The sequence below is a fragment of the Pseudomonas putida genome (genome assembly GCF_003228315.1).
GTDB lineage: Bacteria > Pseudomonadota > Gammaproteobacteria > Pseudomonadales > Pseudomonadaceae > Aquipseudomonas > Aquipseudomonas putida_S.
In genome coordinates this window covers 3076806-3089390 of the sequence record NZ_CP029693.1, presented here as the reverse complement: position 1 = coordinate 3089390, position 12585 = coordinate 3076806, and the positions used below count along the sequence as shown (strand labels likewise).

Annotated in this window: 13 protein-coding genes; 10 read left to right on the top strand and 3 right to left on the bottom strand. The window is 58.1% G+C overall.

What is annotated here, in order from left to right:
• Window positions 1–17 precede the first annotated feature (17 nt).
• Window positions 18–1112: an iron-sulfur cluster carrier protein ApbC gene (gene apbC, locus DKY63_RS14335; RefSeq protein WP_110964701.1), complete on the top strand. Its 1095-nt coding sequence runs from the start codon at window positions 18–20 to the stop codon at window positions 1110–1112.
• Between the two features lie 131 nt (window positions 1113–1243).
• Here the strand turns inward: apbC and DKY63_RS14330 are convergent, their stop codons facing one another.
• Window positions 1244–2002 (bottom strand): SDR family oxidoreductase, encoded by a 759-nt coding sequence (locus tag DKY63_RS14330; RefSeq protein ID WP_110964700.1) that lies wholly within the window; start codon window positions 2000–2002, stop codon window positions 1244–1246.
• A gap of 163 nt (window positions 2003–2165) precedes the next feature.
• Here DKY63_RS14330 and DKY63_RS14325 point away from each other — a divergent pair, with 163 nt between their 5' ends.
• The 4 genes from DKY63_RS14325 to groL all read left to right on the top strand — a co-directional run bounded on the left by DKY63_RS14325 (window position 2166) and on the right by groL (window position 5678).
• A complete protein-coding gene (locus DKY63_RS14325) occupies window positions 2166–2897 on the top strand; it encodes a HugZ family protein (protein ID WP_110964699.1) in 732 nt (243 codons plus the stop codon).
• 66 nt (window positions 2898–2963) lie between these two features.
• A complete protein-coding gene (locus tag DKY63_RS14320) occupies window positions 2964–3440 on the top strand; it encodes an FxsA family protein (protein WP_110964698.1) in 477 nt (158 codons plus the stop codon).
• A 248-nt stretch (window positions 3441–3688) separates the two neighbouring features.
• Window positions 3689–3982 (top strand): co-chaperone GroES, encoded by a 294-nt coding sequence (locus DKY63_RS14315; RefSeq protein WP_110964697.1) that lies wholly within the window; start codon window positions 3689–3691, stop codon window positions 3980–3982.
• 49 nt (window positions 3983–4031) lie between these two features.
• Window positions 4032–5678, top strand: a complete 1647-nt coding sequence (gene groL / locus DKY63_RS14310; protein WP_110964696.1) for a chaperonin GroEL — start codon at window positions 4032–4034, stop codon at window positions 5676–5678.
• Between the two features lie 191 nt (window positions 5679–5869).
• On the opposite strand, the gene DKY63_RS14305 is transcribed toward groL, so the two are convergent.
• Both DKY63_RS14305 and DKY63_RS14300 read right to left on the bottom strand, forming a co-directional pair.
• Window positions 5870–6613, bottom strand: coding sequence for a phosphatase PAP2 family protein (locus DKY63_RS14305; RefSeq protein ID WP_110964695.1), 744 nt, complete (start codon window positions 6611–6613; stop codon window positions 5870–5872).
• A gap of 57 nt (window positions 6614–6670) precedes the next feature.
• Window positions 6671–8617: an LTA synthase family protein gene (locus tag DKY63_RS14300; protein WP_110964694.1), complete on the bottom strand. Its 1947-nt coding sequence runs from the start codon at window positions 8615–8617 to the stop codon at window positions 6671–6673.
• A 202-nt stretch (window positions 8618–8819) separates the two neighbouring features.
• On the opposite strand from DKY63_RS14300, the gene colR reads away from it, so the two are divergent.
• The 5 genes from colR to DKY63_RS14275 all read left to right on the top strand — a co-directional run bounded on the left by colR (window position 8820) and on the right by DKY63_RS14275 (window position 12539).
• Window positions 8820–9503, top strand: coding sequence for a two-component system response regulator ColR (colR, locus tag DKY63_RS14295; protein WP_110964693.1), 684 nt, complete (start codon window positions 8820–8822; stop codon window positions 9501–9503).
• Window positions 9493–10776, top strand: a complete 1284-nt coding sequence (locus tag DKY63_RS14290) for a sensor histidine kinase (protein WP_110964692.1) — start codon at window positions 9493–9495, stop codon at window positions 10774–10776. The genes colR and DKY63_RS14290 overlap by 11 nt, the downstream gene beginning before the upstream one ends.
• 155 nt (window positions 10777–10931) lie before the next feature.
• Window positions 10932–11600 carry a class I SAM-dependent methyltransferase gene (locus DKY63_RS14285; RefSeq protein ID WP_110967925.1) on the top strand — a complete coding sequence of 223 codons (669 nt, stop codon included), beginning with the start codon at window positions 10932–10934 and terminating at the stop codon, window positions 11598–11600.
• A 4-nt stretch (window positions 11601–11604) separates the two neighbouring features.
• Complete coding sequence (locus DKY63_RS14280; RefSeq protein WP_110964691.1) at window positions 11605–12318, top strand: lipopolysaccharide kinase InaA family protein; 714 nt, start codon at window positions 11605–11607, stop codon at window positions 12316–12318.
• 2 nt (window positions 12319–12320) lie between these two features.
• A complete protein-coding gene (locus DKY63_RS14275; RefSeq protein ID WP_110964690.1) occupies window positions 12321–12539 on the top strand; it encodes a hypothetical protein in 219 nt (72 codons plus the stop codon).
• Window positions 12540–12585 lie beyond the last annotated feature (46 nt).

The following is a 12585-nucleotide window of genomic DNA, read 5'->3' as shown; positions in this document are numbered from 1 at the left end:
TGTTACCGGAGTTGCCCATGAGCGCCGTCAATCGCGCAGCGGTGGAAGCCGTCCTTCGCCAATACACCGATCCTTACCTGAACCAGGACCCGGTCAGCGCCGGGTGTGTGCGCAACATCGATGTGCAGGGCGACCGTGTCAGCGTTCAGCTCGAACTGGGCTACGCCGCCGGTCTGTTCAAGAGCGGTTGGGCGCAAATGCTGCAAATGGCCATCGAAGGCCTCGATGGCGTCACCAGCGCCCGCGTCGATATCACCAGTGTGATTGCCGCGCACAAGGCTCAAGCGCAAGTCCCGGGTCTGGCCAACGTCAAGAATGTGGTGGCCGTGGCCTCCGGCAAGGGTGGCGTGGGCAAGTCCACGACTGCCGCCAATCTGGCCCTGGCCCTGGCCCGAGAAGGCGCCAAGGTCGGCATCCTCGATGCCGACATCTATGGCCCAAGCCAGGGCATCATGTTTGGCATCGCCGAAGGCACCCGCCCGCAGATCAAGGATCAGAAGTGGTTCGTGCCGATCCAGTCCCACGGTGTCGAAGTGATGTCCATGGCGTTCCTGACCGACGACAACACGCCGATGGTCTGGCGCGGACCCATGGTGTCCGGCGCCTTGCTGCAACTGGTGACCCAGACCGCATGGGGTGACCTGGATTATCTGGTCATCGACATGCCGCCTGGCACCGGCGACATCCAGTTGACCCTGGCGCAGAAAGTCCCGGTGGCCGGCGCGGTCATCGTCACCACACCTCAGGACCTGGCACTGCTCGACGCGCGCAAGGGGGTGGAGATGTTCCGCAAGGTCAACATCCCGGTATTGGGCGTGGTGGAAAACATGGCTGTACACATCTGCTCCAATTGCGGACACGCAGAGCATCTGTTCGGTGAGGGCGGCGGGGTGAAACTGGCCAGCCAGTACGGCGTCGAACTGCTGGCGTCGCTACCACTGTCGATGGTCATCCGTGAGCAGGCCGATGGCGGCAAGCCGACGGTCATCGCCGAGCCGGACAGCCAGATCGCCATGGTTTACCAGGAGCTGGCTCGCCATGTCGGCGCGCGGATCGTGTTGCAGGAAGCGGCAACGCCGGCAATGCCGAACATCACCATCAGCGACGATTGAAGCCCGTCGAATAAGACACAGAACCTGTGGGAGCGAGCTTGCTCGCGATGAGGGCGTCACATTCACCATTGAGGTGTCTGACATTCCGCAATCGCGAGCAAGCTCGCTCCCACAGTGTTTTGTGGCAAGTCTTAGATCCGCAACCCGCCATCCATCTCCAGAATCCGACCGGTGTAGTAGTCGTTCTCGAAAATGTAGGCCGCCGAATGGGCGATCTCTTCCGGCTTGCCCATGCGCTTGAGCGGAATCCCCGATGTCATCTTTTCCAGCGCTTCAGGCTTCATGCCCAGGGTCATCTCGGTTTCAATGAAGCCTGGCGCAATGCCGGCCACACGAATGCCGTAGCGCGCGAGTTCCTTGGCCCAGGTCACGGTCGCGGCGGCGACACCGGCCTTGGCGGCGGAGTAGTTGGTCTGGCCGACGTTGCCAGCACGGGAGATCGACGAGATATTGATGATCGCGCCGGTATTGTTCAGCTCGACCATTTTCGCCGCGACCTCACGGGTGCACAGGAACACCCCGGTCAGATTGACGTCGATGACCGCCTGCCACTGGGCCAGGCTCATTTTGGTCATCTCGCCATCCTTGGCCTTGAGCAGCAGCCCGTCGCGCAGGATGCCGGCGTTATTGATCAGGCCATGGATCGCGCCAAAATCATCAGCGACCTGAGCGACCATGTGAGTTACCTGCTCTTCATTGGCCACGTTGCACAGGTAAGCGCGGGCTTCGACGCCTTTGGCCTGGCAGGCGGCCACGGCCTCGTCGAGCTTTTCCTGATTGAGGTCGACCAGCGCCAGCTTCGCGCCCTTGCCGGCGAAATACTCGGCCATGGAGCGGCCCAAACCCTGGCAACCGCCAGTGATAATGATTACTTTGTCAGTGAGTTGCATTCGCATGCCCCGGTAGCAGGTCTGATTGGTTTTTTTATAGTGAGCCTCTCGATCTGCGCCCGACGTGGCCTGGCTGCACATGAGAACTGCCCCGATGGCGTACTGAAACTATCATCAGTCGCCTGTCCGTTTTTCTGACGGATTCTATATAAGGAGTCATAAATTGAGCGTTGAAGTTGCCAAGCATGCACGAGAATTGCTGCTCAAGGAATACCGCGGAGTCCTGTCGACGCTCTCCAAGGCCATGCCCGGTTTCCCGTTCGGTTCCGTGGTTCCCTACTGTCTGGACGAGTTGGGGCGGCCGCTGATTCTGATCAGCCGCATCGCCCAGCACACGCACAACCTGCAAAAGGATCCCAAATGTTCTTTGCTGGTGGGCGAGCGTGAAGCTGAAGACGTTCAGGCCGTCGGGCGCCTGACCTATCTGGCAGAGGCCCAACGGATCGAGGATGAGGCGGCCATCGAGGCCGCAGCCGAGCGCTACTACCGTTACTTCCCCGACTCGCGCAATTATCACAAGGCCCATGATTTCGATTTCTGGGTGCTGCAACCGGTACGTCATCGCTACATCGGCGGTTTTGGCGCCATCCACTGGGTCAATGACCTGACACTGGCTAACCCTTTCGCCGGCAAGGCCGAAGTGAGCATGGTCGAACACATGAATGATGATCACGCCAAGGCCATTGCCCACTACGTCGACCTGGCGGGATTGCCGAAAACCGCACCGGCACAAATGGTCGGGATCGATACCGAGGGCATGCATTTGCGTATCGGCCAGGGGATCTACTGGCTACCTTTCCAAGCCCCATGTAATACCCCGACACAAGTTCGCGAGGCCTTGGTTTTCCTGGCTCACGCCGAACATTGGCCGAAAAATGAAGTGGCCGACGCTTGAATTCACGAATCGGCGACGTCATCTAGGTTGAACTGGCAAGGCATTCTTGCGTTGAGGAACTATTTGATGCGCCCTTTTTTGTTGCTCTTTCTGCTGTTTCCGGTGCTGGAGCTGTTCGTATTCGTCAAGGTGGCAGGGGCTATCGGGTTCTTCCCGGCCCTGCTGCTGATCATTCTTGGCTCGATGTTCGGTATTTTCGTGCTGCGGGTAGCGGGCCTGGCTACGGCATTGCGTGCCCGTGAAAGCCTGAATCGCGGTGAACTGCCGGCGCAGACCATGCTCGAAGGCCTGATGCTGGCACTGGCCGGTGGTTTGTTGATTCTTCCGGGCTTCATCAGCGACGTGATCGGCTTGATCATGCTGTTACCGATGAGCCGCCGTCTGCTGGCCAACAAGATGCGTCAGCGTGCCGAGGAACAGGCAATCCGCCAGCGTGCATTCGCCGACGACCTTCAGCCCCGTGGCGGTCCCTCGCCGCGTGAGCCGCTGGGTCGGGAGCCCAATGTGATCGAAGGCGAATTCGAACACCGCGACAGCAAGTAACCACACGTATTCACACGGCACCTTCGGGTGCCGTGTTCGTTTGCGGGGAATCGACCTGAAAATTTTTCGATCCCCACCCTTGTAATAAGCTTATGCGCCCTTATGTAACGGTCACCGCAAGGTTTCTGGCAATTGCGCCAGACAGACTTCCGCGTCTCGCTCGTCGAGCCGCACCCGGCACCGCCGGACTTTGTTAACCCGCCGGGACTACACCGGCCGATGAAAACCACAATTAGGAGAGATCGACAATGAAGCTTCGTCCTCTGCATGACCGCGTCGTCATCCGTCGCAGCGAAGAAGAAAAGAAAACCGCTGGCGGTATCGTCCTGCCAGGTTCGGCAGCCGAAAAAGCCAACAGCGGCGAAATCCTCGCTGTAGGTACCGGCCGCGTGCTGGAAAACGGTGAAGTGCGTGCACTGTCCGTCAAAGTGGGCGACAAGGTTGTGTTCGGTCCTTACTCCGGCAGCAACACTGTGAAAGTCGACGGCGAAGACCTGCTGGTAATGGCTGAGAACGAGATTCTCGCTGTTATCGAAGGCTGATTTCCCGCTCATTTTCCCGCTACTACAAAGTATTTAAGGAATATCGATCATGGCTGCTAAAGAAGTTAAATTCGGCGATTCCGCTCGCAAGAAGATGCTCGTTGGTGTCAACGTTCTGGCTGACGCGGTAAAAGCGACCCTGGGCCCGAAAGGCCGTAACGTGATCCTCGAGAAGAGCTTCGGCGCTCCGACCATCACCAAGGACGGCGTTTCCGTAGCCAAGGAAATCGAACTGGAAGACCGTTTCGAAAACATGGGCGCGCAGCTGGTCAAGGACGTAGCGTCCAAGGCCAACGATGACGCCGGCGACGGCACCACCACTGCTACCGTTCTGGCTCAATCGATCGTCAACGAAGGCCTGAAGGCCGTCGCTGCCGGCATGAACCCGATGGACCTCAAGCGCGGTATCGACAAAGCGACCATCGCGATCGTCAAGGAGCTGAAAGCTCTGTCCAAGCCATGCGCCGACACCAAGGCCATCGCTCAGGTAGGCACCATCTCCGCCAACTCCGACAACTCCATCGGCGACATCATTGCCGAAGCCATGGAAAAAGTCGGTAAAGAAGGCGTGATCACCGTTGAAGAAGGTTCGGGCCTGGAAAACGAACTGTCGGTCGTAGAAGGCATGCAGTTCGACCGTGGCTACCTGTCCCCGTACTTCGTCAACAAGCCGGACACCATGGTTGCCGAGCTTGACGGCCCGCTGATCCTGCTGGTCGACAAGAAGATCTCGAACATCCGCGAAATGTTGCCCGTACTGGAAGCCGTTGCCAAAGCCGGCCGTCCACTGCTGATCGTGGCCGAAGACGTTGAAGGCGAAGCCCTGGCGACTCTGGTTGTGAACAACATGCGTGGCATCGTTAAAGTCGCAGCCGTCAAGGCTCCGGGCTTCGGCGACCGTCGCAAGGCCATGCTGCAGGACATCGCCGTTCTGACCGGCGGTACCGTCATCTCCGAAGAGATCGGCCTGAGCCTGGAAAGCACCACCCTGGAGCATCTGGGTAACGCCAAGCGCGTGACCCTGACCAAGGAAAACACCATCATCGTTGACGGTGCTGGCGTACAGGGCGACATCGAAGCGCGTATCGCTCAGATCCGTGCCCAGGTTGCCGAAACTTCCTCGGACTACGACCGTGAAAAACTGCAAGAGCGTCTGGCCAAGCTGTCTGGCGGCGTTGCAGTAATCAAGGTTGGCGCTGGCTCCGAAGTTGAAATGAAAGAGAAGAAAGCCCGCGTTGAAGACGCTCTGCACGCTACCCGTGCAGCCGTTGAAGAAGGCGTGGTACCTGGCGGTGGCGTGGCCCTGATCCGTGCTCTGGAAGCACTGACCGAGCTGAAAGGCGACAACGCTGATCAGAACGTGGGTATCGCTGTTCTGCGTCGCGCTGTTGAAGCGCCGCTGCGCCAGATCGTTTCCAACTCCGGCGACGAGCCAAGCGTAGTCGTCGACAAGGTCAAGAACGGCAAAGGCAGCTTCGGCTTCAACGCCGCGACTGGCGAATACGGCGACATGATCGAAATGGGCATCCTGGACCCAACCAAGGTAACCCGTTCGGCTCTGCAAGCCGCAGCTTCGATCGGCGGTCTGATCCTGACCACCGAAGCTGCTGTAGCTGAAGCACCGAAGAAAGACGCTCCAGCTGGCGGCGGCATGCCAGACATGGGCGGCATGGGTGGCATGGGCGGCATGATGTAAGCCAGCCTTACCCCTGTAACGAAAAACCCCGCCTGCGAAAGCAGGCGGGGTTTTTTATTGCCGGGATTTCTGAATTTCACATCGGACCCATGTGGGAGCGAGCCTGCTCGCGATGGCGATTTGCCCGGCGATGGAGCGGTGACTGATCCACCGCAATCGCGAGCAGGCTCGCTCCTACAATGGATCGTATTTCAGGCGCCGACAGTCTTGGCCTTGGTTACGGGCTCAGTCTTGGACGCCGGTCGATACAGAATCCAGTAATACGAACCCAGGCAAATCAGCCAGCAGAACACTGCCGTCCACACGTTGTGCGAAAAGAAGTGCGCGCCTTGCATCATCCGGCCAACGGAAAACACCGTACCCAGTGCGAAAGCGAAGACGAGCGCCGCGCGGGCCAGTCGTGGGCGACGGTCACGCAATACGAAGAACAGCGCAAACAACGTGAAGCCCGTCGCGGCATGTCCGCCAGGCCAGCAGCGCCCGGGTTTGTCGGTATGTGGGCGAGGGCTCAGCAGTTCGCTGTACTTTTCGTGGCCGCCGAACTGTTCCAGGCTCCACGGGCATTGCACCGCTGTCACCGCTTTCATGGGCGTGACAAAGGACGTTGCCAGACCCAGCGACAACACCAGGCAGCCCAGCTCCCGTTTGAACGGCTTGAGCCTGTCGATGAAAAACGAACCGATGAAGCCGAGGATCGCGAACACCGAGAAAGCGATGACTACCTGTTTGGCACGGTCATGCAGGATGGTTTCGAGGAAGTAACTGTGGCGCCCGATGAAGTCTCCAGCCGCAGGGTCGTAGAACATCCTCGCCAGATCCATGTCCAGTGAGGTCAGTTCGAGCAGGACCAGAATGATGGCCGTGATGGCGGGAACGCCCAGACACACCCACAGGTTGAGTGGTCGAGAGGCAGGGCGGGCAACGGTTGATGACATGGTGGATCCTGAACAAAGGAAAAAGCCCCGGGGCATCAGCCCGGGGCGTTCCGGTTATCATTCGCTGACTTGGGCGGTGCCCTCCTTGGGCACTTTCCAGCCAAGCAGCTGCTGCTTGAAGCCATAACTGGCGGTTTGGTAATAGGTGATCGCGCGGGTGATCAATGGGTCACTGGTGCTGGATCGGGACTCGCGACTTTCGGTCAAGGCTGCATCGTGACGACGCAATCCCTGGCGCGGGCTCAGAATCGCAAGATCTTTACCGTCGAACAATCCCAGGTGCTGATAGTTGCCGACCACTACACGTGGTGGCAACGAATTGTCCTGCAACAGGTTACGCCCAAAGAACGTCGACTGATAATCCAGATTCAACAGGCCCAGCAAAGTGGGGGCCAGGTCGATCTGGCTGGCCAGTTGCGCAGTCTCGCGGGCCTCGATCAATTTCGGTGCATAAATGAACAATGGAATCTGGTAGTTGCTGATCGGCAGGTCTTCCTTGCCGGCGCTGCCCGCCGTGTGGTCGGCGACGAAGATGAAAATAGTATTGTCGAACCACGGTTTCTGACGCGCCTGATCGAGGAACTGACCAATGGCGTAGTCGGTGTATTTCACCGCACCGTCGCGCCCGTTGCCGGATTTGATATCGATCCGATTTTCCGGGTAGGTATAAGGACGATGGTTGGAAGTCGTCATCAACTGCAGCAGAAATGGCTTTTGCAAGGCGTAGTCGGCGTCGGCCAGTTTGATTGTTTGTTTGTAGAGGTCCTCATCGGCCATGCCCCAGGCATTTTTGAAGTGAATCTCTGACTCGTCGACGCTGCTCTGGTCGACAACGCGATAACCGTTGCCGCTGAAGAAAGCATTCATGTTGTCGAAATAGCCGCGCCCGCCATAGACAAACACACTGTCGTAACCCACGGCATTGAGTTGCTGGCCGAGGCTGGCGAAACCGCTTTCACGACCCACGCGCTTGACGATCGAACGTCCCGGCGTCGGAGGAATGGCCAGGGTGATGGCTTCCAGGCCTCGGTCGGTACGGGTACCGGTGGCGTAGAAGTTGTTGAAGTACAGGCTCAGTTTGCGCAGGGCATCCAGGTTGGGCGTCAGGTTGCGCTCATCACCGTTGCTGCCCATGTATTTGGCGCTGAAGCTTTCAATGGTGACCAGCACGATGTTGGGTTTGCGCAACGTACCCGGATTATCGATTTGCCGACGAATGTCCTGTGGGTCCTCGCCGATGAAGCGGGCATTGGGTTCCTTCAACTCATCGCGAATCTGTTGGGCAACGACCGCCGATGGCAGCGTGCTATAGAACTGCGGGTAATCCAGTTCGTTGTTACGGAAGGCTGCGAAAAACTGGTAGGGGCCGTTGCTGGCCAACTCGTTCTGATAGGCATTGCCGCCTTGGGCGCGCGGTGCGTCCTGGCTCAGCAACTGCAGGCTGAGGCCGGCGACAAGGACAAGGCCCAAGGCATTGACCAGACGTCCACGCAGGGGCGGCAAGGGTGCATCCAGCGCGGCAATGAAGGGCTTGCGCAATACGAAGCTCAAGGCCACGGCGAGCACGGCGAGGATACTCAGCAGCGTGCCGATCGGATACGACTCGAGCAGGTTGTTCAGCACTTCGTCGGAATACACCAGGTAATCGACGGCGATGAAGTTGAAACGCACACCGAATTCATCCCAGAACAGCCATTCGGCGACGGAAGTGAACAGCATCGCAAACAGGCTGACGGTGAGCAGTGCCTGAAGAAACCAGCGGTGTCCGCGCCGGCGCCACAAGGCTGGCGGGCATAGCAACAGATAGAGCCCCATGGGCAGCGCCGCATAGGCCAGGAAACCCAGGTCGTAAAGCAGGCCAATACCGAAGACCGACAAAAATCCGCTGCCGGCCTCATCAAGATGGGTGAGGAGCAGAACGGTTCGGGTCAGAAGAAAAATAATCAGCCAGGAGCCGGTAACCAATAGCAAAAAGCGCATTGGTGCCGTCTTCAGAAAGTCCATTATCTACATTCCTTATAGCAATCAAGTGACAGTTTGACGCAACCACTGTAGCCGAGGTGTGAATCGATAGTGAAAAACTTGTCAATTCGGTGCTTTGGTTGAGCGGATCGATTCCTCGGTGGCCTTCCCCTAGCCGTGGGCCACACTTGACCGTAAGCTGCGCGGGCCAAGACGGCCGTTACTGTGTACGGAGGAGATGCCCATGCGAATTTTATTGGTTGAAGACAACCGCGACATCCTGGCCAATCTGGCTGATTACCTGGGGCTCAAAGGCTACACCGTGGATTGCGCGCAGGACGGTTTGTCGGGCCTGCATCTGGCAGCCACCGAGCACTATGACTTGATCGTGCTCGACATCATGCTGCCCGGTATCGACGGCTACACCCTGTGCAAACGCCTGCGCGAGGATGCCCGTCGGGACACACCGGTGATCATGCTCACCGCCCGTGATCAGCTGGACGATCGGTTGCAGGGCTTCAAATCCGGTGCCGACGATTACCTGATCAAGCCTTTCGCCCTTTCGGAGTTGGCAGCGCGGGTCGAGGCGGTCATGCGTCGCACCCAGGGTGGAGGCCGTCGTACCCTGCAAGTTGCAGATCTGAACTATGACCTCGACACCCTGGAAGTGACCCGTGAAGGTCGCTTGCTCAAGCTCAACCCGGTAGGCCTGAAGTTGCTGGCGGTGCTGATGCAGAAAAGTCCCCACGTATTGCGTCGGGAAATTCTTGAAGAAGCGTTGTGGGGCGATGACTGCCCGGACAGCGACAGCCTGCGCAGCCATGTCCATCAGTTGCGCCAGGTGATCGACAAGCCGTTTGCCAAACCCTTGCTGCATACCGTGCACGGCGTGGGTTATCGATTGGCCGAGGGGCGTGATGGAGTTTAAGCAGAGCCTCAGTCAGCGGATCATCATTGCCTTTGCACTGATGAGCGCGCTGGTGGCCGGCGCCTTCGCCATGGGCATTGTCGCGACCGTGCACCTGGTAGAAGAAAAGCTGATCTCGGCGGGCCTGGGCGGCGATTTGCAGCGTTTGTTGCTGATGGATAACGTCGCGGACTGGAGCCATCGCCCCGAGCCGGACCAGTTGTTCTACTTCAGTGGTGGGCCGGGTGATTTCGAGTTGCCCAAGGATCTGCGGCACCTGGATCCGGGGTTTCACGAGGTGTTTCGCGAGCAGCTGTCCTATCACGCGATGGTCGAAGTCGTCGATGGACGGCGTTATGTGCTGTTGCAGGACCAGAGTGACTTCGAAGAACGCGAGCGGGTGCTGTTCGCCGTGGTGCTGGTGGGTTTCGTACTGAGCCTGGCATTGGCAGTCTTCCTCGGTTGGGTGCTGGCGCGCAAGGTGATGGCGCCGGTTGTGCGCTTGGCCCGTCAGGTACGTCACCGCGACCAATTGCTCGGGCTGGCGCCGCCGCTAGCTCCGGATTACGCGGCTGATGAGGTCGGTGAACTGGCTGTGGCTTTCGATGCAACCCTCGGCCGTTTGCGCCAGGCGTTGACCCGGGAACGCTTATTTACCAGTGACGTCAGCCACGAACTGCGCACGCCATTGATGGTGCTCGCCAGTTCATGCGAGCTGCTGCTGGAAAACCCCCGAATCGATCAGCGCGGCCGTGCTCAGGTCGAGCGAATTGCCCGCGCCAGTGAAGAAATGCGCGAACTGGTGCAAACCTTCCTGATGCTGGCCCGTGCTCAGCGCGAAGACGCCAGCATGTCGCCGCAACAGTCGTTGCGTCAGGTGGCCGAGGGGTTGCTCAATCTGTGGCGCGAGCCGATCGAGACCAAAGGTCTACTACTGACCTTTGAGCCGGGCAGCGAGCAGGACGGGCGGTATAACGCAACGTTGCTGCATGCGGTCATGGGCAATCTGCTGCGCAATGCATTGCATTACACCGAGCAAGGTTTCATTCGCCTGACCTTGACCCGTAACGGTTTCACGGTGGAGGACAGCGGCGTAGGCATCCCCGAGGAAAAACGCGAAGCGATGTTCGAGCCTTTCGTGCGGGGCACGGAGAAGCGTGGGGAGGGGTTGGGATTGGGGTTGTCGCTGGTGCAACGCATCTGTGAAAACCAGGGCTGGACAGTCAGCCTCACCACCATGGAACCCAATGGTTGTCGTTTCCAGGTGGATTTGTATAACTCGGATACAAAATGATCGGTTGAGGACGAGCTATTCTGACAATTGATGCATCTTGTAAAATCTCGAAATAATTTGATGTTTTCTTGACAAAATTTTCACAATTGCATGACCTGACGCGGACATTTTGCTGCCTAAGGTGGTTGCCATTCGAAAGTACAGGAGACCTGATGATGGCTGGCCCGATCAAGCTAGACTTTTCCGAGAAGTATGATGATGAACATGCCAAGCGCTATCTGCGCAAGCATAAGGATGGCTTGGGTCGGCGGCTGTCGCACTGGCGTGATGTTCAGATGGCTCGAAAGGCCCTGACTGCGGTCGGTGAGCCAGGACTGGTTCTTGATCTGCCCTGTGGCGCGGGGCGTTTCTGGCCAATGCTGGCGGAAAAACCCAATCGCGTGATCATCGGCGCCGACAATTCCGAGTCCATGATCAAGATCGCCACACAGGCACAACCGGCCGATGTGGTGAAACGGGTACAACCCTTGCACACTTCTGCATTCGACATCGCGTTACCTGATAACGCCGTCGACAGCATATTCTGTATGCGTTTGCTTCATCACATCGGTGAAGCCGAGCATCGAATGGCTATTTTGCGCGAATTCGAACGCGTTAGCCGTGACAGCGTGATCCTTTCGCTGTGGGTGGACGGCAATTTCAAAGCCTGGAAACGCAAGCGCGCAGAGAAAACACGTGGGCAGGTCGGTTACCAAAATCGATTTGTGTTACCGGCCGCTACGGTAGAAAAGGAATTTGAGCAGGCAGGGTTCCGGATTCAGGAACGATTGGACTTTATCCCGCTCTATGCCATGTGGCGGGTTTACGTATTACGCAAGAGGTAACAGGATGGCAGTGCAGTATGCAGAGGGATCGGATATGGGGTCCCAGGACCGCTTCGACTATTTCTGGAATCAGCGCGGTGATTGGGTAGAAGAACCCAACGTCCGCCGTGGTGGAGAAAGTGGTGTTCAGCGGGTCATGGGCAGTGATGGTCAGTTGCTTTATGTGAAGCGTCAGACCGGGCATATCCATCGTACGCTGCTGCACCCGTTCGGCCGGCCAACGGTACTGCGCGAACGTGACGCCCTCACGGGTGTCAGCAAGCTCGGTGTTCGTGTCCCGCAGATCATCTACTGCGGCGCTCAGCGTGATCCGGTGCACAAATGGCGCGCGCTGCTGGTCACCAAATCACTGGATGGCTTCGATGAAATCGAAAACTGGTACGCCAGTGGTGGCCGGGAGCGCCACGGCGAAGCGGTGCATGATCGCGTGTTAAAGGATCTGGCCGAGAACCTGGCGCGCATGCACAAGGGCCGTTGGCAGCACAGTTGCCTGTACATCAAGCACGTTTTTCTCCGTGTGACCGGCGAGGGTGAAGCCGCCCAGGTCGAGGTCGCATTGATCGATCTGGAGAAATGCCGGCAGCGTCTGACCGCAGGGCAAGCGGCTGCACACGATATGAAACAGTTGCGTCGCCACTCGTCGTTCAACCCGGCGGATTGGGGAAAGCTCGTCTACTTTTATAAGACGGCGTTTGGCAGCGCTATCAAAGGTTTATAGCGATGAAACTCGAAGTTGCGCGAGGTTTGTTTCTAGTAGGAGCCTTGGCAGTTGCTTCACTGGCGGTGGCTGCCTGGGAGCAGCCACGCACGCAGGTTTTCAGTTCAGGCAATGGGGAAAGTTGCCCATTGCCGCGGATTACCAAAGCATCCGTGGCGACTCAGCCTGATCATGATTTATTGCTGTTCGTGTTTGGAATGTCTCAAGGGTTGAGGCCATAGCGTTGAAACGATTGAAGCCAAAATAAAAGGCCTCGCTGATGCGAGG

Bases quoted from the DNA above. Each gene is read 5' to 3' on its own strand.
- apbC (WP_110964701.1), top strand. From the start codon at position 18: ATGAGCGCCGTCAATCGCGCAGCGGTGGAAGCCGTCCTTCGCCAATAC.
- DKY63_RS14330 (WP_110964700.1), bottom strand. From the start codon at position 2,002: ATGCAACTCACTGACAAAGTAATCATTATCACTGGCGGTTGCCAGGGT.
- DKY63_RS14320 (WP_110964698.1), top strand. From the start codon at position 2,964: ATGCGCCCTTTTTTGTTGCTCTTTCTGCTGTTTCCGGTGCTGGAGCTG.
- DKY63_RS14315 (WP_110964697.1), top strand. From the start codon at position 3,689: ATGAAGCTTCGTCCTCTGCATGACCGCGTCGTCATCCGTCGCAGCGAA.
- groL (WP_110964696.1), top strand. From the start codon at position 4,032: ATGGCTGCTAAAGAAGTTAAATTCGGCGATTCCGCTCGCAAGAAGATG.
- DKY63_RS14305 (WP_110964695.1), bottom strand. From the start codon at position 6,613: ATGTCATCAACCGTTGCCCGCCCTGCCTCTCGACCACTCAACCTGTGG.
- DKY63_RS14300 (WP_110964694.1), bottom strand. From the start codon at position 8,617: ATGGACTTTCTGAAGACGGCACCAATGCGCTTTTTGCTATTGGTTACC.
- colR (WP_110964693.1), top strand. From the start codon at position 8,820: ATGCGAATTTTATTGGTTGAAGACAACCGCGACATCCTGGCCAATCTG.
- DKY63_RS14290 (WP_110964692.1), top strand. From the start codon at position 9,493: ATGGAGTTTAAGCAGAGCCTCAGTCAGCGGATCATCATTGCCTTTGCA.
- DKY63_RS14285 (WP_110967925.1), top strand. From the start codon at position 10,932: ATGGCTGGCCCGATCAAGCTAGACTTTTCCGAGAAGTATGATGATGAA.
- DKY63_RS14280 (WP_110964691.1), top strand. From the start codon at position 11,605: ATGGCAGTGCAGTATGCAGAGGGATCGGATATGGGGTCCCAGGACCGC.
- DKY63_RS14275 (WP_110964690.1), top strand. From the start codon at position 12,321: ATGAAACTCGAAGTTGCGCGAGGTTTGTTTCTAGTAGGAGCCTTGGCA.